Origin of the sequence: Micromonospora sp. WMMD980 (genome assembly GCF_029626035.1) — a bacterium.
In the GTDB taxonomy this organism is placed as follows: domain Bacteria; phylum Actinomycetota; class Actinomycetes; order Mycobacteriales; family Micromonosporaceae; genus Micromonospora.
Window position 1 is genome coordinate 5,748,888 of the sequence record NZ_JARUBE010000003.1, and the last position, 20,486, is coordinate 5,769,373.

The 20,486-nt window shown below is 68.7% G+C and carries 13 protein-coding genes and 3 rRNA genes; 10 read left to right on the forward strand and 6 right to left on the reverse strand.

Going from position 1 to position 20,486, the window contains the following annotated elements:
- Window positions 1–12 precede the first annotated feature (12 nt).
- The gene (locus O7618_RS27145) at window positions 13–294 is read left to right on the forward strand and encodes a hypothetical protein (protein WP_278108977.1); all 282 of its coding nucleotides are present in this window, start codon (window positions 13–15) and stop codon (window positions 292–294) included.
- Window positions 295–485: 191 nt separating this feature from the next.
- On the opposite strand, the gene argS is transcribed toward O7618_RS27145, so the two are convergent.
- The 3 genes from argS to O7618_RS27160 form a co-directional block, all read right to left on the reverse strand.
- Window positions 486–2,204 (reverse strand): arginine--tRNA ligase, encoded by a 1,719-nt coding sequence (argS, locus tag O7618_RS27150; protein ID WP_278108978.1) that lies wholly within the window; start codon window positions 2,202–2,204, stop codon window positions 486–488.
- A gap of 279 nt (window positions 2,205–2,483) precedes the next feature.
- A complete protein-coding gene (gene trpS, locus O7618_RS27155) occupies window positions 2,484–3,542 on the reverse strand; it encodes a tryptophan--tRNA ligase (RefSeq protein WP_278108979.1) in 1,059 nt (352 codons plus the stop codon).
- 282 nt (window positions 3,543–3,824) lie between these two features.
- The gene (locus O7618_RS27160) at window positions 3,825–4,265 is read right to left on the reverse strand and encodes a PRC-barrel domain-containing protein (RefSeq protein ID WP_278108980.1); all 441 of its coding nucleotides are present in this window, start codon (window positions 4,263–4,265) and stop codon (window positions 3,825–3,827) included.
- Window positions 4,266–4,357: 92 nt separating this feature from the next.
- Here O7618_RS27160 and O7618_RS27165 point away from each other — a divergent pair, with 92 nt between their 5' ends.
- The 5 genes from O7618_RS27165 (at window position 4,358) to O7618_RS27185 (ending at window position 11,400) form a co-directional block, all read left to right on the forward strand.
- Complete coding sequence (locus O7618_RS27165; RefSeq protein WP_278108981.1) at window positions 4,358–4,657, forward strand: hypothetical protein; 300 nt, start codon at window positions 4,358–4,360, stop codon at window positions 4,655–4,657.
- Window positions 4,658–5,371: 714 nt separating this feature from the next.
- A 16S ribosomal RNA gene (locus O7618_RS27170) occupies window positions 5,372–6,886 on the forward strand.
- 378 nt (window positions 6,887–7,264) lie between these two features.
- A 23S ribosomal RNA gene (locus O7618_RS27175) occupies window positions 7,265–10,373 on the forward strand.
- 81 nt (window positions 10,374–10,454) lie between these two features.
- Window positions 10,455–10,571: ribosomal RNA gene (rrf, locus tag O7618_RS27180) — 5S ribosomal RNA — on the forward strand.
- Together the 16S, 23S and 5S rRNA genes form the textbook arrangement of a ribosomal RNA operon.
- A gap of 202 nt (window positions 10,572–10,773) precedes the next feature.
- A complete protein-coding gene (locus tag O7618_RS27185) occupies window positions 10,774–11,400 on the forward strand; it encodes an NAD(P)-binding domain-containing protein (protein ID WP_278108982.1) in 627 nt (208 codons plus the stop codon).
- 56 nt (window positions 11,401–11,456) lie between these two features.
- Here O7618_RS27185 and O7618_RS27190 read toward each other — a convergent pair whose 3' ends face one another.
- On the reverse strand, window positions 11,457–13,271 hold the full coding sequence (locus O7618_RS27190) for a VanW family protein (RefSeq protein ID WP_278108983.1): 1,815 nt from the start codon (window positions 13,269–13,271) through the stop codon (window positions 11,457–11,459).
- A gap of 188 nt (window positions 13,272–13,459) precedes the next feature.
- On the opposite strand from O7618_RS27190, the gene nudC reads away from it, so the two are divergent.
- The 3 genes from nudC to O7618_RS27205 all read left to right on the forward strand — a co-directional run bounded on the left by nudC (window position 13,460) and on the right by O7618_RS27205 (window position 16,994).
- Window positions 13,460–14,383 carry an NAD(+) diphosphatase gene (gene nudC / locus O7618_RS27195; protein WP_278108984.1) on the forward strand — a complete coding sequence of 308 codons (924 nt, stop codon included), beginning with the start codon at window positions 13,460–13,462 and terminating at the stop codon, window positions 14,381–14,383.
- A 452-nt stretch (window positions 14,384–14,835) separates the two neighbouring features.
- On the forward strand, window positions 14,836–15,387 hold the full coding sequence (locus O7618_RS27200) for a DUF6230 family protein (protein ID WP_278110165.1): 552 nt from the start codon (window positions 14,836–14,838) through the stop codon (window positions 15,385–15,387).
- Window positions 15,388–15,467: 80 nt separating this feature from the next.
- On the forward strand, window positions 15,468–16,994 hold the full coding sequence (locus tag O7618_RS27205; protein ID WP_278108985.1) for a DUF6114 domain-containing protein: 1,527 nt from the start codon (window positions 15,468–15,470) through the stop codon (window positions 16,992–16,994).
- A 75-nt stretch (window positions 16,995–17,069) separates the two neighbouring features.
- On the opposite strand, the gene O7618_RS27210 is transcribed toward O7618_RS27205, so the two are convergent.
- Together O7618_RS27210 and O7618_RS27215 are read right to left on the reverse strand one after the other, a co-directional pair.
- A complete protein-coding gene (locus tag O7618_RS27210) occupies window positions 17,070–18,740 on the reverse strand; it encodes a DUF885 domain-containing protein (protein ID WP_278108986.1) in 1,671 nt (556 codons plus the stop codon).
- 52 nt (window positions 18,741–18,792) lie between these two features.
- On the reverse strand, window positions 18,793–19,389 hold the full coding sequence (locus tag O7618_RS27215) for a Uma2 family endonuclease (protein ID WP_278108988.1): 597 nt from the start codon (window positions 19,387–19,389) through the stop codon (window positions 18,793–18,795).
- 117 nt (window positions 19,390–19,506) lie between these two features.
- Here O7618_RS27215 and O7618_RS27220 point away from each other — a divergent pair, with 117 nt between their 5' ends.
- Window positions 19,507–20,484, forward strand: coding sequence for a DMT family transporter (locus O7618_RS27220; protein WP_278108990.1), 978 nt, complete (start codon window positions 19,507–19,509; stop codon window positions 20,482–20,484).
- Window positions 20,485–20,486: the final 2 nt, after the last annotated feature.

Below are 20,486 nucleotides of genomic sequence, written 5' to 3' on the forward strand. Positions count from 1 at the left end.
AGAATTCTCCCCATGCGAACCCGAATCTCGATCGCCCTGGCCGCGGTCGGCCTGAGCACGCTCATGCTCACCACCGGCTGCTCGTTCGAGGAGTCCATCTGCGGCAGCGGTGAGTACCCGGCCATCGCGGTCGGCGCGCAGGGCGGCAGCGCCTGCTTCCCGAACGGCCAGGAGCCGACCCCGCCGTACGTCCGCTATCCGGAGGGCAAGGTGCCGCAGCACGTCGACGACGAGTGGGACGTCTACTGGCGCACCCACGGCATCGACGAGAACAACACCATCGTCGAGCGCTGAGCGCACCGGCCCCGGCGACCGGATCGCCGGGGCCGCTGCGCCGGGCGCCTACGCCGCCGGCCCGCCGGGCGCGGCGCCGAGGTGGATGTCGACGTCGGCCGGCTCGGTGAACGTCCGCTCCGCCTACCTGCGCGACCCCGAGGACAACGTGGTCGAGGTGCAGTCCTGGCTGCCCCGCTGACCCGGCCCGCTCACAACCGCTCGGGGGTGCGGATGCCCAGCAGGTGCAGGCCCTGGTGGAGCACCCGAGCGGTCACGTCACAGAGCGCCAGCCGGCTCTGGAGCACCGGTCCCGCGGACCGCAGCACCGGGCAGCGCTCGTAGAACGCGCTGAACGCGGACGCGAGCCGGTGCAGGTACGCGGCCAGGTGGTGGAACTCCAGGCTGCCGGCCACCTCGTCGACCACCGCCGGGAACCCGAGCAGCTCGATCGCGAGCGCCCGCTCGGCCGGCTCCGCCGGCGCGACGGCCGCGTCCGGCCGGGCCGCCACGCCGGCCCGCCGGAAGATCGACCGGATCCGGGAGTACGCGTACTGGAGGTACGGCGCGGTGTTCCCGTCCAGCGCCAACATCCGCTCCCAGTCCAGCACGTAGTCCTTGTGCCGGTCGCCGGACAGGTCGGCGTACTTGATCGCGCCGATGCCGACCGCGCGCCCCACCTCGGCCGCCTCCGCCTCGCCCAGTTCCGGATTACGCTCGCGGGCCAGCGCCGTGGCCCGCTGGACCGCCTCGGTCAGCAAGCCCACGAGCTTCACCGCCCCGCCGGCCCGGCTGCGCAGCATCCGCCCGTCCGGCCCGAGGATCGACCCGAACCCGACGTGCTCGGCCCGGGCCGGCGCGGCCAGCCAGCCGGCCTGCGCGGCGGTCGCGAAGACCATCTCGAAGTGCCGCCGCTGCGGCGATCCGACCACGTAGAGCAGCCGGGTCGCGCCCAGCGTGCCGGTCCGGTGCCGCAACGCGGCCAGGTCGGTCGCCGGGTAGCCGTAGCCGCCGTCCGACTTGCGGACGATGAGCGGCAGCGGCTCGCCGTCCCGGCCCACCGACCCGGGCGGGAACACGCAGTCCGCGCCGTCGCTGCGCCGCAGCAGGCCGCGCCGGTCCAACTCGGCGACGGTCGGTGCGAGCAGGTCGTGGTAGCTGCTCTCGCCCCGGAAGTCCGCCCGGGAGAGGGTGACGTCCAGCAGGTCGTAGACGGTCAGGAAGTAGCTCTCGGACTGCGCCACCAGCAGCCGCCACAGCCGCACCGTCGCCGGGTCGCCGCCCTGCAACGCCACCACCCGCAGCCGCGATCGCTCCCGGAACGCCTCGTCGTGGTCGAACTTCGCCCGCGCCGCCGTGTAGAACGCGTCCAGGTCGCCCATCGACAGCTCCTGCGCGGCCTCCGCCTCGCCCCGGTCGACCAGGTGCTCGATCAGCATGCCGAACGGCGTGCCCCAGTCGCCGAGGTGGTTGGCGCGCCGCACCCGGTGGCCCAGCCACTCCAGCAGCCGCGCCGCCGCGTCCCCGATCACCGTCGAGCGCAGGTGGCCGACGTGCATCTCCTTGGCCACGTTCGGCGCCGAGTAGTCGACCACGACGGTTTCCGGTTCGGCCACCACCGGCACCCCGAGCCGGCTGTCGGCGGCCAGCGTGGAGACCAGGTGGCCGAGCGCCCGGTCGGCCACGGTCAGGTTGAGGAAGCCCGGTCCGGAGACCTCCACCGAGGTGCAGAGGTCGGCCAGCTCCGCACGGTCCCGCACCTCCGCGGCGATCGCCCGCGGTGGCCGGCCGAGCCGGCGGGCCAGCGCGAGCGCCGCGTCGGACTGGAAGTCCGCGTGTTGCGAGCGCCGCACCACCGGGTCCACCGGCACGCCGGCCACCGCCGCGAACGCCGGCGCCAGCCGGTCGGACAACATCTTTTCAAGATCCATAGGTACGCCGATCTCGCTCGATCCGCCGCGCGGATCACCGGATGGGAGGGCGGCGGAGCGAGGGCGATCGACGACGACCGGCGGCTCGATCCGCCGGTCGCAGGAGAGGAAGGCTCAGCGCAGGCGGTCGCGGGACCGCCGGCGTCGCAGCGTGCCGAGCCGGACGTCGGGGGACGCCGTCGGGTACGCCTGCGAGCTGCTCATGCCGGCAGCGTAACCGGCCGGCCCGGGGGTGGCGCAAGCGCGTACCCGGACCGGCCGGTCGGCGTATCCGGATCGTCAGGCCGGCGTGGCGGCGGCCTTGCGGTAGCGCTCCGCCCGCCGTCGAACCTGGGTGTACGCGCTGGTCAGCCCCATCGCCCGGCGGACCTCGACGAGCGTGGCGTGCACCTGGGCGCGGGTCCGTTCGGTGCCGGCGACGATCAGCTCGTCGACCAGGCCGGGCTGCGCCTCGAACCGGGCCCGGCGCTCGCGGACCGGGTCGAGGAAGCGGTTGAGCGCCGTCGCGAGCGCCTCTTTGACCTCGACGTCGCCCACCCGCCCGGCCCGGTAGCGCGCCTTGAACTCCTCCACCTGCGCCCGGTCCGGGTTGAACACGTCGTGGTAGGCGAAGACCGGGTTTCCCTCGACCGTCCCCGGCACGTCGGCGCGGACCCGGTTCGCGTCGGTGTACATCCCCATCACCTTGCGCCGCACGGTCGCCGCGTCGTCGGCGAGGGCGATCGCGTTGCCCCTGCTCTTGCTCATCTTCCCGGCGCCGTCCGTGCCGGTGAGCGTCGGCGTCTCCGACATGATCAGGTCGGGCACCGGGAAGACGTCGCCGTAGAGGTGGTTGAACCGACGGGCGATCTCCCGGGTCACCTCGACGTGCGCGGCGTTGTCCTTCCCCACCGGCACGACCTGCCCCTTCACGCAGAGGATGTCGGCCGCCTGGAGGACGGGATAGCCGAGCAGGCCGTACGGCATCTCGTCCTTGCCGGCGTCGCGGGTCATCTCCTTGAGCGACGGCACCCGCTCCAGGCGGGGCACCGTGACCAGGTTCTGCAACAGCGTGTTCAGGTCGCCGACCTCGGGGATCGCCGACTGGAGATAGAACGTGGCGTGCTCCGGCTCGACGCCCGCGGCGAGCACGTCGGTGACCATCTCCCGGGCGTTGCCGGCCACCTGCTCGATGTCGGCGCGGGTGTTCCTCGTGGTGAGCATGTGCAGGTCGGCGATGATGAAGAAGCTCTCGTAGCGCTGATGCAGTCGCACCCGGTTGGCGATGCTGCCCACGTAGTGGCCGAGGTGCAGCCGCCCGGTCGGGCGGTCGCCGGTGAGCATGCGTGCTGAGGACATAGTGGTGGGCCTTTCGTGCCGGTCGTTGGCGGGACGCGCGGACGCGCGGACGACCCGGGTGACCCGGATCGGTGGAACGGGCTCGTCAGAACGAGCGCCGCCATCGCCCGCCGGCGCGGAACCGCAGCCCACCGGCACGAAGAACGTCGAGAATCTGCTCCCGGCCGTCGTCGGCACGACCCGGGAGACCGGCAGCGGTCTCCGGGGCACACACGCGCGACCGGTCCATGCCTGACACGGTAACCGTTCGGTCGCCCTCCGGCTGCCCTCCCGTCCGGCGACTCAGCCGTGTCGGTAGCTCTCCGAGTAGTAGGTGCCCACCCGGTCCCGGTAGTCGGGGCGCGCGAAGTCGTCCGGGTCGAACGCCGGGGACTCCTTCACCTGGTCCCGGGTCCGATCCACCCGCACGACGCGTTCCCGGTGGTCGACCCGCGCCACCGTCCCGGCGGGCAGCAGCACCTTTTTGCCGAAGATCCACGGGCCGGTGTCGACCACCAGGTAGCGGGCGTCGGCCTCCTCGCTCGCCTCGTCGATCGAGCCGATCCGGCCGTCGGTCGCCTCCACGCGGTAGCCGGTGAGGTCGATGGGCGTGCCCGGACCGGGCGCGTCCACGAGGTCGTCGCCCTCGGCGCGCTGCCGTGGCACGTCGTCCGGGCCGGTCTGGTCGTAGCCGCCGGCGAGGGCGGCCGGATCCCGCCAGGCCCATGGATTGAACGGCTGCATGTCGGCACCTCCGCGATGTCGTGTCGGCACTGACGACAGTGCCCGCCGGAACGGAGCGGGAAACGCCGAGGCACGCCGCCGAGCTGCCGGTCGTGCCAGCTCCGGTCCCGGTGCCGCTGGCATACTGGCCGACCATGGTGCTCTCGCGCGGTTGGTCGTTGTTCCTGGTCGGGGTCGGGGTGTGGACCTGGGTGATCTGGCCGAGGTTCGCGGTCGCCATCTGGCACGACACCCGGGCCTGGTCCGCCGGCGTCGTCGGCGAGGGCGGGCCGACGAGCTTCCTCTGGGTGCACGCGCTGCTCATCGCCGCGTCCCTGGCCATCGGTACGACCGCAGGCATCCTGGGCGTGCGCGGGTGGCGGGCCGCCCGCCGCGCCTCCGGACCTCGTTAGGTCGCCGGCCGGCCCACACCGCCACCCGCCGAGGTCGGGACGCCTGCGCCCTGAGCTGCGGACATAGCGCGCCGGTGATGATGTGACGCGGGACGCTGCCCCTGGATTTGACGATCAAACCCGCAGACGCGTAACTTTCTCTCTGCCAGCGCGGAACGGGGCAAACGGGATGAAAGCCCGGGAGTGCCGATCCGAGCGGGCGACCGGGTTCTCCAAGGGTGTGTTCAACCCCGAGGGCGCGGTCCGGGCGGGGCTCGCCGAAACGCCGCAGGGCGGATTTGGCGGAGCGGAACCGACGGGGTAAGGTTGTCGACCGGCAGGGCACCGGGCGAGCTTGCGGGAAACCGCGGCGGCCGGTCTGCCAAATCCGATGATCAAGCGCAGCGGTTCGCTGCTGCGCGAGTTCAGCGGCGCCGACCCGTACGAAGCATGACAGACCGGGACACACGGTTTGACACGGCGGAGACGGTGCGGTAACGTAGTAAAAGTGCCCGACGCGAGAGTGGCGGGGATGTGGACGAAATGCCCCGGGTCGGGGGTCCTCTTGGAGGGCTTCTGGGCGGTGTGTGGTTGTTCTTTGAGAACTCAACAGGGTGCTTGTAAAGCCAGTGCCAATTGTTTTATACCCCGGACTGGTCAGGCTGTTGTCTGGCTGGTTGGGATTCCTTTGGCAACACTTTTGTTGCCAGGACATTGTGTCCGACAAATAGGTTTTTGTTGGAGAGTTTGATCCTGGCTCAGGACGAACGCTGGCGGCGTGCTTAACACATGCAAGTCGAGCGGAAAGGCCCTTCGGGGTACTCGAGCGGCGAACGGGTGAGTAACACGTGAGCAACCTGCCCTAGGCTTTGGGATAACCCCGGGAAACCGGGGCTAATACCGAATATGACCTCGCATCGCATGGTGTGTGGTGGAAAGTTTTTCGGCCTGGGATGGGCTCGCGGCCTATCAGCTTGTTGGTGGGGTGATGGCCTACCAAGGCGACGACGGGTAGCCGGCCTGAGAGGGCGACCGGCCACACTGGGACTGAGACACGGCCCAGACTCCTACGGGAGGCAGCAGTGGGGAATATTGCACAATGGGCGGAAGCCTGATGCAGCGACGCCGCGTGAGGGATGACGGCCTTCGGGTTGTAAACCTCTTTCAGCAGGGACGAAGCGTAAGTGACGGTACCTGCAGAAGAAGCGCCGGCCAACTACGTGCCAGCAGCCGCGGTAAGACGTAGGGCGCGAGCGTTGTCCGGATTTATTGGGCGTAAAGAGCTCGTAGGCGGCTTGTCGCGTCGACCGTGAAAACCTGGGGCTCAACCCCAGGCCTGCGGTCGATACGGGCAGGCTAGAGTTCGGTAGGGGAGACTGGAATTCCTGGTGTAGCGGTGAAATGCGCAGATATCAGGAGGAACACCGGTGGCGAAGGCGGGTCTCTGGGCCGATACTGACGCTGAGGAGCGAAAGCGTGGGGAGCGAACAGGATTAGATACCCTGGTAGTCCACGCTGTAAACGTTGGGCGCTAGGTGTGGGGGGCCTCTCCGGTTCCCTGTGCCGCAGCTAACGCATTAAGCGCCCCGCCTGGGGAGTACGGCCGCAAGGCTAAAACTCAAAGGAATTGACGGGGGCCCGCACAAGCGGCGGAGCATGCGGATTAATTCGATGCAACGCGAAGAACCTTACCTGGGTTTGACATGGCCGCAAAACCTCCAGAGATGGGGGGTCCTTCGGGGGCGGTCACAGGTGGTGCATGGCTGTCGTCAGCTCGTGTCGTGAGATGTTGGGTTAAGTCCCGCAACGAGCGCAACCCTCGTTCGATGTTGCCAGCGCGTTATGGCGGGGACTCATCGAAGACTGCCGGGGTCAACTCGGAGGAAGGTGGGGATGACGTCAAGTCATCATGCCCCTTATGTCCAGGGCTTCACGCATGCTACAATGGCCGGTACAATGGGCTGCGATACCGTGAGGTGGAGCGAATCCCAAAAAGCCGGTCTCAGTTCGGATCGGGGTCTGCAACTCGACCCCGTGAAGTCGGAGTCGCTAGTAATCGCAGATCAGCAACGCTGCGGTGAATACGTTCCCGGGCCTTGTACACACCGCCCGTCACGTCACGAAAGTCGGCAACACCCGAAGCCGGTGGCCCAACCCTTGTGGAGGGAGCCGTCGAAGGTGGGGCTGGCGATTGGGACGAAGTCGTAACAAGGTAGCCGTACCGGAAGGTGCGGCTGGATCACCTCCTTTCTAAGGAGCACCATCCGGCGAAAGCTGGTATGGAGCCCGCGACCTGCGAATGTCGGGTCGGGGTGCTCAGATGGCGGAGACACTGGCAAGTTCGTCCTCGGCAACGGCCTGGATCCTTCTAGTACTGCTCACTTTCGGGTGGGTGTGGAGCGGAGTCCTGGTGCGGCTGGGGAGGAGCGTAAGCACCCTGTTGGGTCCTGAAGGAACAACCGCTGGTTGTTGTCTTCGGAGCCTTGGAGACGGGCGGGAGCCTGTCGGGGCGCCAGGCATGGCCTGGTTCTTCATACCGCCGGCGGTGAGCTGGGTCTGGTGGGGAACTGTTCGGGTTGTGGGTTGGTCGTTTGTTGAGAATTGCACAGTGGACGCGAGCATCTTTGTGGTCAAGTTGTCAAGGGCGAACGGTGGATGCCTTGGCACCAGGAGCCGATGAAGGACGTGGGAGGCCGCGATAGGCCTGGGGGAGCTGTCAACCAAGCTGTGATCCCAGGGTGTCCGAATGGGGGAACCCGGCATCAGTCATGTGATGTCACCCGCACCTGAACACATAGGGTGTGTGGGGGGAACGCGGGGAAGTGAAACATCTCAGTACCCGTAGGAAGAGAAAACAAATAGTGATTCCGTGAGTAGTGGCGAGCGAAAGCGGATTGAGGCTAAACCGGCGGCGTGTGATACCTGTCAGGGGTTGCGTGGTCGGGGTTGTGGGACCCTGCTGATTGTGCTGACACACGGTCGAGGAGTTACAAAGCCAGTGGTTAGTCGAACAGTCTGGAATGGCTGACCGTAGACGGTGATAGTCCGGTAGGTGAAAGCTGCTGGTCTTCTGTGGGTGTTCCCGAGTAGCGGCGGACTCCTGAAATCTGCCGTGAATCTGCCAGGACCACCTGGTAAGCCTAAATACTTCCTGGTGACCGATAGCGGACGAGTACCGTGAGGGAATGGTGAAAAGTACCCCGGGAGGGGAGTGAAATAGTGCCTGAAACCGTTCGCCTACAATCCGTCGGAGCCTTACGGGGTGACGGCGTGCCTTTTGAAGAATGAGCCTGCGAGTTAGTGGCATGTGGCGAGGTTAACCCGGGTGGGGGAGCCGTAGCGAAAGCGAGTCTGAATAGGGCGTTTTTAGTCGCATGCTCTAGACCCGAAGCGGAGTGATCTAGCCATGGGCAGGCTGAAGCGCGGGTAAGACCGCGTGGAGGGCCGAACCCACCAACGTTGAAAAGTTGGGGGATGACCTGTGGTTAGGGGTGAAAGGCCAATCAAACTCCGTGATAGCTGGTTCTCCCCGAAATGCATTTAGGTGCAGCGTCGCGTGTTTCTTGCCGGAGGTAGAGCACTGGATGGTCTAGGGGGCCCACAAGCTTACCGAAATCAGCCAAACTCCGAATGCCGGTAAGTGAGAGCGCGGCAGTGAGACTGCGGGGGATAAGCTTCGTAGTCGAGAGGGAAACAGCCCAGATCACCAGCTAAGGCCCCTAAGCGTGTGCTAAGTGGAAAAGGATGTGGGGTCGCATAGACAACCAGGAGGTTGGCTTAGAAGCAGCCACCCTTTAAAGAGTGCGTAATAGCTCACTGGTCAAGTGGTTCCGCGCCGACAATGTAGCGGGGCTCAAGCACACCGCCGAAGCTGTGGCATTCACATTTCAACTTCGCGGCGCCGTGATGTGCCGTGCAGGTGTGTGGATGGGTAGGGGAGCGTCGTGCCGGGGGTGAAGCGACGGGGTGACCTAGTTGTGGACACGGCACGAGTGAGAATGCAGGCATGAGTAGCGAAAGAAGGGTGAGAAACCCTTCCGCCGGATGACCAAGGGTTCCAGGGCCAGGCTAATCCGCCCTGGGTGAGTCGGGACCTAAGGCGAGGCCGAGAGGCGTAGTCGATGGACAACGGGTTGATATTCCCGTACCCGCGAAAGAGCGACCCTGACGAACCTCGTTGTGCTAACCACCCGAGCTCCGGGAGGTCTTCGGACCGAACGGGGGGAGCGTGGGAACCTGGCGGGTAGTAGTCAAGCGATGGGGTGACGCAGGAAGGTAGCTGATCCCGGCCGGTGGTTGTGCCGGGGTAAGCGTGTAGGCCGTGCCGTAGGCAAATCCGCGGCGCATGTAGGCTGAGACGTGATGCCGAGCCGATTCAGGTGAAGTCAGTGATCCTATGCTGCCGAGAAAAGCCTCTAGCGAGTTCTGAGCGGCCCGTACCCCAAACCGACACAGGTGGTCAGGTAGAGAATACCGAGGCGATCGGGCGAACTGTGGTTAAGGAACTCGGCAAATTGCCCCCGTAACTTAGGGAGAAGGGGGGCCGGAGACGTGAAGCCCCGCGCGGGTGGAGCGTTGTATGGCCGCAGAGAGCAGGGGGAAGCGACTGTTTACTAAAAACACAGGTCCATGCGAAGAAGTAATTCGATGTATATGGACTGACGCCTGCCCGGTGCTGGAACGTTAAGGGGACCTGTTAGCTCTTCGGGGCGAAGCGGAGAACTTAAGCGCCAGTAAACGGCGGTGGTAACTATAACCATCCTAAGGTAGCGAAATTCCTTGTCGGGTAAGTTCCGACCTGCACGAATGGCGTAACGACTTCCCCACTGTCTCAACCACAGGCCCGGCGAAATTGCATTACGAGTAAAGATGCTCGTTACGCGCGGCAGGACGGAAAGACCCCGGGACCTTTACTATAGCTTGACATTGGTATCTGAATTAGCTTGTGTAGGATAGGTGGGAGCCGGTGAAGTCCATACGCCAGTATGGGTGGAGGCAATCTTGAAATACCACTCTGGTTGATTTGGGTATCTAACTTCGGACCGTTATCCGGTTCAGGGACAGTGTCTGGTGGGTAGTTTAACTGGGGCGGTTGCCTCCTAAAGGGTAACGGAGGCGCCCAAAGGTTCCCTCAGCCTGGTTGGCAATCAGGTGTTGAGTGCAAGTGCACAAGGGAGCTTGACTGTGAGACTGACAGGTCGAGCAGGGACGAAAGTCGGGACTAGTGATCCGGCACTGGCATGTGGAAGCGGTGTCGCTCAACGGATAAAAGGTACCCCGGGGATAACAGGCTGATCTTCCCCAAGAGTCCATATCGACGGGATGGTTTGGCACCTCGATGTCGGCTCGTCGCATCCTGGGGCTGTAGCAGGTCCCAAGGGTTGGGCTGTTCGCCCATTAAAGCGGTACGCGAGCTGGGTTTAGAACGTCGTGAGACAGTTCGGTCCCTATCCGCCGTGCGCGTAGGATACTTGAGAAGGGCTGTCCCTAGTACGAGAGGACCGGGACGGACGAACCTCTGGTGTGCCAGTTGTCCCGCCAGGGGCACGGCTGGTTAGCTACGTTCGGAAGGGATAACCGCTGAAAGCATCTAAGCGGGAAGCTCGCTTCAAGATGAGGTATCCCACCCACTTTGTGGGGTAAGGCCCCCAGCTAGACGACTGGGTTGATAGGCCGGAAATGTAAGCCCGGTAACGGGTTCAGTTGACCGGTACTAATAGGCCGAGGACTTGACTACCAAGCTGCTACGCGTCCACTGTGCAACTCTGAACACTCGAACACCCCACACGCGTGTGTGTGTTTGACATGTTCATAGAGTTACGGCGGTCATGGCGGAGGGGAAACGCCCGGCAACATTCCGAACCCGGAAGCTAAGCCCTCCAGCGCCGATGGTACTGCACTCGGGAGGGTGTGGGAGAGTAGGACACCGCCGGACAATCTTTCAATGAGGGCCACCCCCGACGGGGTGGCCCTCATTGCGTTCCACCGGGAACCGCCACGACCGACCGCCGCATCTCGTACCGTCGAGCCGGGACCGCCCCACGCGTCCCCCGCCGGCCTGGCGGATCCAGAAAACGTGACATCGCGTACGGCCGGGTTCGCGCACGGAACGGACCCGCCGGGGTACAGGAGTGGTCATGGAGATCGGAATCATCGGGTCGGGGCACATCGGGGGCACCCTCACCCGTCGTCTGAGTTCACTCGGCCACGACGTCGCGGTTACCAACTCCCGCGGCCCGGAGAGCCTGACTGACCTCGCCGCCGAGAGTGGCGCGCGGGCCGGCACCCTGGAGGAGGTGGTCCAGGGCGCGGAGGTGGTGGTCGTCGCGATCCCGCTGAAGGCCGTCCCGCAGCTCCCGGCCGCGCTCTTCGACGGCAAGCTGGTCGTCGACGCCAACAACTACTACCCGCAGCGCGACGGCGACGTCGCCGAGCTGCTGGACCGCAGCCTCAGCTCCAGCCGGTGGACCGCCGACCACCTGAAGGGCGCCCGGGTGGTGAAGGCGTTCAACAACATCCAGGCGGCGCACCTGATGGACCAGGGGAAGCCGGCGGGCACCGCGGGCCGCATCGCGCTGCCGGTGGCCGGCGACGACGCGGACGCCAAGCAGGTCGTCATGGGGATCGTCGACGAGCTGGGCTTCGACCCGGTCGACGCCGGCACGCTCGACGAGAGCTGGCGGCAGCAGCCGGACACCCCGGTCTACGGCGCCGACCGGGACGCCGACGGCGTCCGGGAGGGGCTGGCCGCCGCGCGGCCCTGACCAGACCGGACATGAGGAAGGCCCCCGCCTCGGCGGGGCCTTCCTCATGCTCGGTCTCAGGCGCCGGGCTCCGGGGCGCAGATGAAGCGCGGCTCGGCGTCGTAGCGCCAGCTGAACTTCTCCCGCTTGACGACCTTGCCGTCCTTCTTGATGACCCGGAACGCGTCCTGGGCGAACCCCACGCCGCCGGCGGCGGAGATGCAGTCCGGGCCGGGCTTGAGGTAGACCGTCTTCGGCTGGGTGACGTTCCGGCGCGGTCCGTACTCGGTCTGCACGCTGTCGTAGATCTTGGTGCTCCAGATCGACACGGTGATCGAGCTGCCGGTGTACGAGGTGTCGATGAGCACCCCGTGCGGCGTGTTGTTGCGGAACTTGAAGTCGAGCTGCGGCCAGTAGATGGTCGACTCGATCACGGCCGGGTAGCGGCTGAAGTAGAACGAGTGCGGCTTGTGCTCCACGTCCTCCATGCCGGCGTAGTAGGTGGCGTTGAACAGCGTGGTGGTGAACTGCGAGACGCCGCCGCCCACCCCGGGGACCAGCTTGCCGTTCACGATCGTCGGCGCGTCCTGGTAGCCCTGGTCGTAGCCGCGCTCGCCGGTGTGGGCGTTGAGCGAGAACGTCTCCCCCGGCCGCACGATGGTGCCGTCGACGTCCTTGGCCGCCTGGACGATGTTCTGGCTGCGCGGGGAGGAGAGGCCGCCGGTGAACCGGGTGGTGAAGGTGGAAACCCGCTCCTTGATGCCCAGCTCGGCCAGCTTCGCCTCGGTCAGCTCCGGCGTGGCCGCCTTGAGCTGGGCGGTCACCGTGCGGTCGGTCGACTTGGGCAGCACCGCGAGCAGCGCGGGGCCGAGCGCGGCGGCGTCGACCTGGCGGCCGGCGCGGCTGGGCACCACCTTGGGTTTGCCGCCGGTGATGGTCAGGCCGGCGTCGCGCGGCTCCACCTCGAGCCTGGCCAGCTTGCCGCCGAGCGCGGCGCGCAGCCGCTTGACGTCGACGCGGGGCGTGACCGTGCCGTCGTCGTCGGTCGAGAAGCGCAGTGACCGGGCGATGGCGGCGGGCGGGATGGTGACCGAGCCGCCTTCGGTGGTGAGCGTGACGGGCGCGGCGACGGCCGGGCGGGCCAGCTCGGTGACGAGCCGGTCGACCTCCTCCCGGCTGGTGGCCGGCCACTTCTCCACCAGCGGCACGGTGACCGGCTGGGCGGCCAGCCAGGCCGTGGTGACGGCCTCGGTGGCGCCGGCCGTGTCGACGGTCAGCGCCGGCTTCGGGTAGACCGGCTTGGGCGTGGTGCCGGTCCAGATGACGGTCGGCATCGTCATCTCGCGCCCCTGGTCGCCGACCGCCTCGCGCAGCGCGGCACCCAACCGCTGGGCGTCCACGGTCACCACCGGCTCGATCGCCCGGGAGCCGACCAGCCGGCTGACCGCGTGCGCCTCGGCGGCGGCGGCCGCCGCCACGGTGGCGTCCACGTCGATGGCGAGCCCGACGTCGGCCGGCTTCAGCTCGGTCTTCTCTTCGCCCACGGTGACGACGATCGGGGCGTTCAGTGCGGCGGCCCGGCGCTCCAGTTCGGCGCGGAGCGCCCGGGCGGCGTCCGCCCGGCTCCGCCCGCCCAGCTCGGTGCCGAGGACCGTGGTGCCGCGGGGGACGTCGCCGGCGTACGCGTAGGCACCGACGGCGATGCCGCCGGCGAGCAGCGCGGCGGTGAGGCCGCCGGCCAGCAGCAGCCGGCCGCGCCGGGAGCGTGTCGGCTTCCGCCCGTCGGCGGCGGGCGGCGTGGCGACCGGCTCCAGCTCGACCCCGGGCCAGCTCACCGCCGCCACCTTGATGGTGGGCCGGTCGTCGGCAGCCGGCATCTTCTCGCCGCTCATCGTCACTGCAACCTCGATCGGAAATGCGTGTGCGGGGACCGCTTCCCCCGCGGGAGACACCTACGGTAACCAACGCTCGAGCCGGCCGGGAGTCTCCGGCCGGGAGGTCGTGTCGGAGCGGCGGAGGTGTCGCACCGATCACCCGTTTCGGGTCACCGTTCCGGTCCGGGTCGTGACACGGTGGGCGGGTGCGGACGGATGGCCCGGTGGTGGCGTACGGCGGCGGTTGGCTGGACCGGGCGGCGGCGCTGCGCGGCGACCCGGAGTGGCTCGCCGAGCGGCTGGGTGACCCGATGAGCGTGGTGCTGCCGCTGTGGCGGGACCGGTGTCTCGTCGACTCCGGGCGGGTGCCCGTGCGTCCGGCGGCGGTGGGCGCGGGCGAGCTGCTCGGCGGCGCCGACGAGACGGTCTTCCTCGGGCTCGACGCGGGGCGCGCGGTGTCCGCCGCCGACCTCTCCGGCCTCGAGGAGGGCGAGGCGTGCGCGCGTGCCGGCGCGGCCGAGGCGGTGGACGTCCGGGCGCTGGTGGGTGGGCTGGGCCCGGCCGAGGCGGCCGTCCAGGCGTACGCGAAGGGTCTGCTGCACTGGCACCGCGGCCAGCGATTCTGCGGCAGTTGCGGTGCCGCGACGGCGGCCGGGACGGGCGGCCACACCCGCTCCTGCACCGGTGCGGGCTGCGGCCGGTTGCTGTTCCCGCGGATCGAGCCGGCGGTCATCATGCTGGTCGAGGCGCCCGGTGAGCCGGAGCGGTGCCTGTTGGCCCGGCACCGCGGCGCGGCGGAGGACGCCTGGTCGACGCTCGCCGGGTTCGTGGAGATCGGCGAGAGCCTGGAGGACGCGGTCCGGCGGGAGGTGGCCGAGGAGGCCGGCGTGGCCGTGGGCGAGGTGACCTACCAGGGCTCGCAGGCGTGGCCGTTCCCGGCCGGGCTGATGGTCGGTTTCCGGGCGACCGCGGTGTCGACGCGGGTGCGGGTCGACGGCGACGAGGTGGTGGAGGCGCGCTGGTTCACCCGGGCCGAGCTGCGCGCGCGGGTCGCCGCGGGGCGTCCGCTCGGTCGGGTCGACTCGATCGACCGCCACCTGTTGGCGTCGTGGTTGGACGGGCGGGGCTGACCCGGTCGCCGGTCGGCGTCGGGGCCTGACCGGACGGGTGATCGCCGCCTCACCCTCAGCGGCTTACCAGCTCGCCGTTATCGAACTGTGATGTTTGGTCGTGACGGCTACCACAGGTGAAACCTCTCCGCCATCGTGTCGTAATCCAGGGGGTTTGTCCGGGCCTCCTTGCTGCCCGGACGTTAACCGTTGGTAACCGTAGGCGATCTTGATACCACATCTGTGTTACCCGTCAGTAGCAAGGGACTTGTGAGGTCTGTCGCTTCGCGAGAGCATCCAATCCGCGACCGCGCGGCCCGTTCGGCACAACGGCCTCCCGCGCCGCCCCGCAGCTTTCCCCGTCCCGCGTCGCGTCCCGCGTCCGGAGACGCACCCCCGTCGAGGAGGACCTTGTGAGTGAATCGGAGAACCGCCAGCTGAGTGGCGGCACCCGCTGGCGGCGCTTCGCCGCGATGATGGTGCCGGCGACCGTCGTGGCCGGCGGCATCGTGCTCGGCATGGCCAACGGCGCCATCGCGGCGTCGTTCGCGGTGTCGGGGCAGACCTTCAAGGTCGGCGCCTCGAAGCTGGAGGGCAACGGCTTCAAGCAGTACGGCGGTCTGGTCCAGGAGAAGAACGGCACCCAGCACCCGGTGGCCGTCTCCGAGATCGCCGACGCGAAGCTCTACGACCTCTGCCAGTCGGTCAACGCCAGCATCCCGGGTGTGCCGATCGTGCTGACCATCAACGCCGGCGGCGGCGGCAAGCCGGCCACCGCCACCAACCTGCTGATCGACATGGAGTCGCTCGAGGGCGACGCGACGTTCCAGAACATCCAGATCGGCCGCGACGCCAACGAGCTCAACCCGACGAAGGGTCAGCCCGGCGCGTTCGGGCAGAGCGCCGACTCGGTGACCATCACGAAGCTGGAGCAGGTGGCCCGCTCCACCAGCGCCGGCGTCTTCACCCTCAACGGCCTGAAGCTGAAGGTCAACGTTGGCAAGGACGCGAAGGAATGCTTCTGATCTGATGGCGAGGCCCGCGGAGGGCGCCCTCCGCGGGCCTCGACCATGTCGCACCCCGTCAGCACCGCCAGGAGGAGTACGTGACAACCGCCGAAACGCAGCAGGCCCGGCCCGGTCGGCTCGGCCAGGCGTGGCGTGGCTTCCGCCGGTGGCGCCGGGCGCGGCCGTTCTGGGGCGGTCTCCTCACCGCCCTGGCCGGGCTGGAGATCTTCGCCACCACCCAGATGAGCCTCAACGGCCTCACCTTCCAGATGGGGCCCACCGGCTTCCTGTCCTGGCTCGTCCCGACCATCCTCGTCACCTGCGGCATGTTGCTCTGGTTCAGCCCGGCCCAGCGGATGTTCTACTCGGTGGTCGCGGCGATCACCGCGCTCTACTCGCTGATCGGGGTGAACCTCGGCGGCTTCTTCATCGGCCTGCTGCTCGGCATGATCGGCAGTGCGCTCGGCTTCGCCTGGGTGCCCCGCAAGGACGCCCACGAGACGCCGGTGGCGCCGGTCGACGAGCCGGTGGCCGAGGAGCCGGTCGACGAGCCGGAACCGGCCCTGGTGGACGAACTGCTGCCGCGCCAACGGGAGGACGAAACCACCGGCGTCCTCACCGACACGCTCCCGGAGCCGCGCAACCCGCTGCGCGAGTCGGCACCCGTGGAACCGGCCGTCGACGCGCCGCCCCCGTACTCGCCGCACGGCCCGGGGCACCCGCCCAGGGCGTACGCGATCCTGCTGGTCCTCGCGGTCTCGGTGGCCGGGCTGGTCGCGCTCCGGGACGCGCGGCCGGCGGTGGCCGCGCCGGCGGCCTGCCCGACCACGTCGGCGCCCGCGCCGAAGCCGTCCGCCTCGAAGACGGCCTCGGCTTCGCCGTCGGCCAGCCCGAGCACCACCGCGCCGGCCGAGCCGGCCCAGGAGTCGGACGGCAACCTGCTGACCGACCTCGTCGACGGCATCACCGGTCTGTTCACCGGCGGGAACGACAAGACCGAGGCGTCGCCGTCGCCGTCGCCGTCGACCGAGGCGAAGGCCGCCGCCGCGCCGAGCGCCAGCACCACTCCGGAGCCCAGCGGCAGCGCGAAGCCGTCGTCGGCGCCGGCCACGCCGGGCGCCGACTGCGCCGAACCGGCGCCGACCAAGCCGAAGCCGGTCGAGGAGGGCAAGCCGCTGCCCAAGCTCGCCGCCGACCCCGACCAGCCGATCGTCGCCGACCCGCCGTCGCGGCTCACCGGCTCCAAGGTGACCATGACCGGGCTGCGCTTCGAGGGCATCGTCGAGCTGCCCACCCACGACGGCAAGCTCAAGTGCCTGAAGTTCACCATGAAGAAGGCGGTCACCGACGACTTCACGCTGCTGGCCAGCGGCCCGGCGGGCAAGAAGCAGCGGTACGTCACCGACCGGCTCACGGTCGAGGGCGACGTGGCGTTCTACGCCACCCGGTTCGTCGGGCACCTGCTCGGCATCAAGATCACCCTGACGCCGGACCTGCCGTTCCCGGACGGTATTCCGATCACCTCGCCGATCCCGATCAGCTTCGACGACCCGGTGATCGAGCTGGCCTACGAGCACTCGAAGTCGCTCACCGCCGAGCCGGTGCTCCGACTCGACCTGGCCTGACCGGCCGCACCGACGAAACGGCCGGGAGCCGGAGGGAACACCTCCGACTCCCGGCCATCGCCGTCGCCGGGAGACTCAGAGCCGGGCCAGCGCCCGGCGCAGCGGGTCCAGCCCCAGCGCGCCCAGGTCGAGCGCCTGGCGGTGGAACTCCTTGAGGTCGAAGTCGGCGCCCTTGCGGGCCTTCGCCTCCTCGCGGGCCTGCAACCAGATCCGCTCGCCCACCTTGTACGAGGGGGCCTGCCCGGGCCAGCCGAGGTAGCGGTTCAGCTCGAAGCGCAGATTCTCGTCCGGCACCCGGCAGTGCGCCCGCATGAACTCCCAGCCCAGCTCCGGGGTCCAGCGCTCACCCGGGTGGAAGCCGAACGGGTTGTCCGCCGGGATCTCCAGCTCCAGGTGCATGCCGATGTCGACGATCACCCGGGCCGCCCGCAGCGCCTGCCCGTCGAGCATGCCGAGCCGGTCACCCGGGTCCTCCAGGTAGCCCAGCTCGTCCATCAGCCGCTCCGAGTAGAGCGCCCAGCCCTCACCGTGGCCGGAGACCCAGCAGAGCAGCCGCTGCCAGCGGTTGAGCAGGTCGGCCCGGACGGCGGTCTGGGCGACCTGGAGGTGGTGGCCGGGCACGCCCTCGTGGTAGACCGTGGTCACCTCGCGCCAGGTGGAGAACTCGGTGATGCCCTGCGGCAGGGCCCACCACATCCGCCCGGGCCGGGAGAAGTCCTCGCTCGGGCCGGTGTAGTAGATGGCGCCGTCGCTGGTCGGTGCCAGGCAGCACTCGATCCGGCGGACCTGCTCCGGGATGTCGAAGTGGGTGCCGTCCAGCTCGCTGATCGCCTTGTCGGCGAGCGCCTGCATCCAGTCGCGGAACGCCTCCTTGCCCCGGACCGTCCGCGCCGGGTCGGCGTCGAGCGCGCTCACCGCCTCGTCGATCGTGGCGCCGGGACCGGCGATCCGGCCGGCGACCGTCCGCATGTCGGCCTCCAGGCGGGCCAACTCCGCGAACCCCCAGGCGTACGTCTCGTCCAGGTCGACCTTCGCGCCGAGGAAGTACTGCGAGGCCAGCTCGTAGCGCTCCCGGCCGGCGGCCTGCTTCTGCCGCCCCACCGGGGCCAGCTCGGTGCGCAGGAACTGCCCGAACTCGGCGGTGGCCGCGGTCGCGGCGGCGGCGCCCTTGCGCAGTTCGGCGCCGAGCGTGCCGTCCGCGTCGAGGCGCTCGACCAGGCCGTGGAAGAAGTTGTCGCCGTTCGGGTCGACCCAGATGTCGCACTGCTTGGCGACCTCGACGAGCTGCACCTGCGAGCTGACCCGGCGTTTGGCGGCGGCCTCGCGCAAAGTGCGCTTGTAGCCCTCCAGCGCCGACGCGAAGCGGTTGAGCCGGCTGGCCACGTTGGCCTGGGCCGCCTCGCCGTCGGTCGGCATCAGGTCGAAGACCAGCCGCAGCTCGTGCAGCCCGCTCTCGATCACGCTGACCTCGCTGGTGGTCTCGCCGGTGTCGTACCGGGCGAGCTCCAGGCCGAGGCGTTCCTGCATGGCCTCCTGGGCGGTCCGCTCCGCCTCGGTCTCCGGCTCGGTCACGTCGAGCTCGGTCAGCGTGCGCCGGACCAGGTCGGCGCGGGCCGCGTAGCCGTCGGGCGTCAGGTCGTCGAGCTGGTCGTCGTAGCCCGCGATGCCGACGTAGGTGGCGCCGGTCGGGCTCAGCGGAGCCCACTGGGCCACGTATCGGTTGGCGAGGTCATCGATTCGTCCCACCGGGCGAGACTACGTGACCGGGGCGCCCCGGTGTCGACCATGTTTGCCGTGTTCAGGGCAGCAGATCAGCCGGGTCGAAGTCGATCGGGAAAGGCAGTCCGACCTTGAGCCGCTGACCGCTGACCGCCTGGGCCGTACTGACATAGCTGCCGTTGTCGAGCGTGAGGAACTCGACGCCGACGTGCCGGATCTGCCGGGCGATCTGCACCCGCATGAAGTACGGCACCCCGGCCTCGGCGCAGAGGCGCGGCTTGTCCACGAAGTCCTGCCGCCGGCTTCCCGGCGACACGAACTCGACCGCCATCGTGCACAGCCGTACCGGGATCCAGCGATCCTCCTGGTCGCTCGCGGGCAGGGTGTGCAGGATCGTGAGGTCGGGCTGGATCCAGCGGTCGGGGGTGAAGGTCAGGTTCACCTGACCGAAGACGTAGAAGCCGGCCGCCTTCGCCGCCGGCTTGAACAGGTAACTCAGCTCACCCTCGGCATAGCTGCTGGTGCCGGTCTCGGCGGGGGTCATGACCAGCCTTCCGTCGATGCACTCGTAGCGCGCATGCGGCAGCTCGCGCAACGGGAGGTAACGGTCGGCGAGCCGGGTGGTCCACATGCCGTCGAAATCGACGAGCGGATCGAAACGCAGGGGCGCGGCCATCGACGTGTCACCTCCTCGACCGGTCAACGTCTCCACTGTAAGTCGGTTGCTGTGGCGGTCGACACCACGTCCGAATTTCGCGCGACAGCGTCGTACCCGAGGGGCAGAGTGTCAGGGGTGAACGTCGATACCGCTCCTGACCGGGCGCCGCTGCGGAGCTGGCTGCCCGGTTTCGTCGCCCTGGGCGCGATCTGGGGTTCCAGCTTCCTCTTCATCAAGGTGGGGGTGACCGAGCTGCACCCGGTGCACCTCACCCTCTACCGGGTGGCCACCGGCGCGGCGACGCTGCTGGCGGTGCTGGTCGTGCTGCGCGACCGGCTGCCCCGCGAACCCCGGGTGTGGGCCCACATGCTGGTGGTGGCCGCGTTCGGTGTCGCGCTGCCGTTCACCCTGTTCGGGTTCGGTGAGCAGCGGGTCGAGTCCATGCTGGCCGGCATCTGGAACGCCACCACGCCGCTGATCGTGCTGCCGCTGGCGGTGCTGGTGTTCCGCACCGAGCGACTGACCGCGCGACGGGCCGTCGGGCTGGCCCTGGGCTTCGTCGGCGTGCTGGTGGTGCTCGGCGTCTGGGCGGGCGTCGGCGGGGCCCACTTCACCGGCCAGCTCATGTGCTTCGGCGCGGCGGCCTGCTACGGCGTGGCCATCCCGTACCAGAAAAAGTTCATCGCGGGCAGCGCGCACTCGGGGTTGTCGCTGTCGGCGGCGCAGCTGCTCGTGGCGACCGCCCAGCTCGCCCTGGTCGCGCCGCTGGTGGCGGGCGCGCCGCCGGTGCCGACCGGCCTGTCGCTGCGGGTGGTGGCCAGCGTGCTCGCGCTCGGCGCGCTCGGCACCGGGCTGGCGTTCGTGATCAATATGCGCAACATCCGCTTGGCTGGCGCGAGCACGGCGTCCACCGTGACCTACCTGATCCCGGTCTTCGCGGTGCTCGTCGGCGCCGTGGTCCTCGGCGAGCGGATGAACTGGCACCAGCCGGTGGGAGCGCTCGTGGTGCTCGTCGGCGTCGCGGTCGCGCAGGGCCTGTTCGGCCGGCGCCGCGCCGCTCCGGCGCCGGTGGCACCCGCCGCCCGCCCGGTCGAGCCGGTCGCCCGGGGCTGACC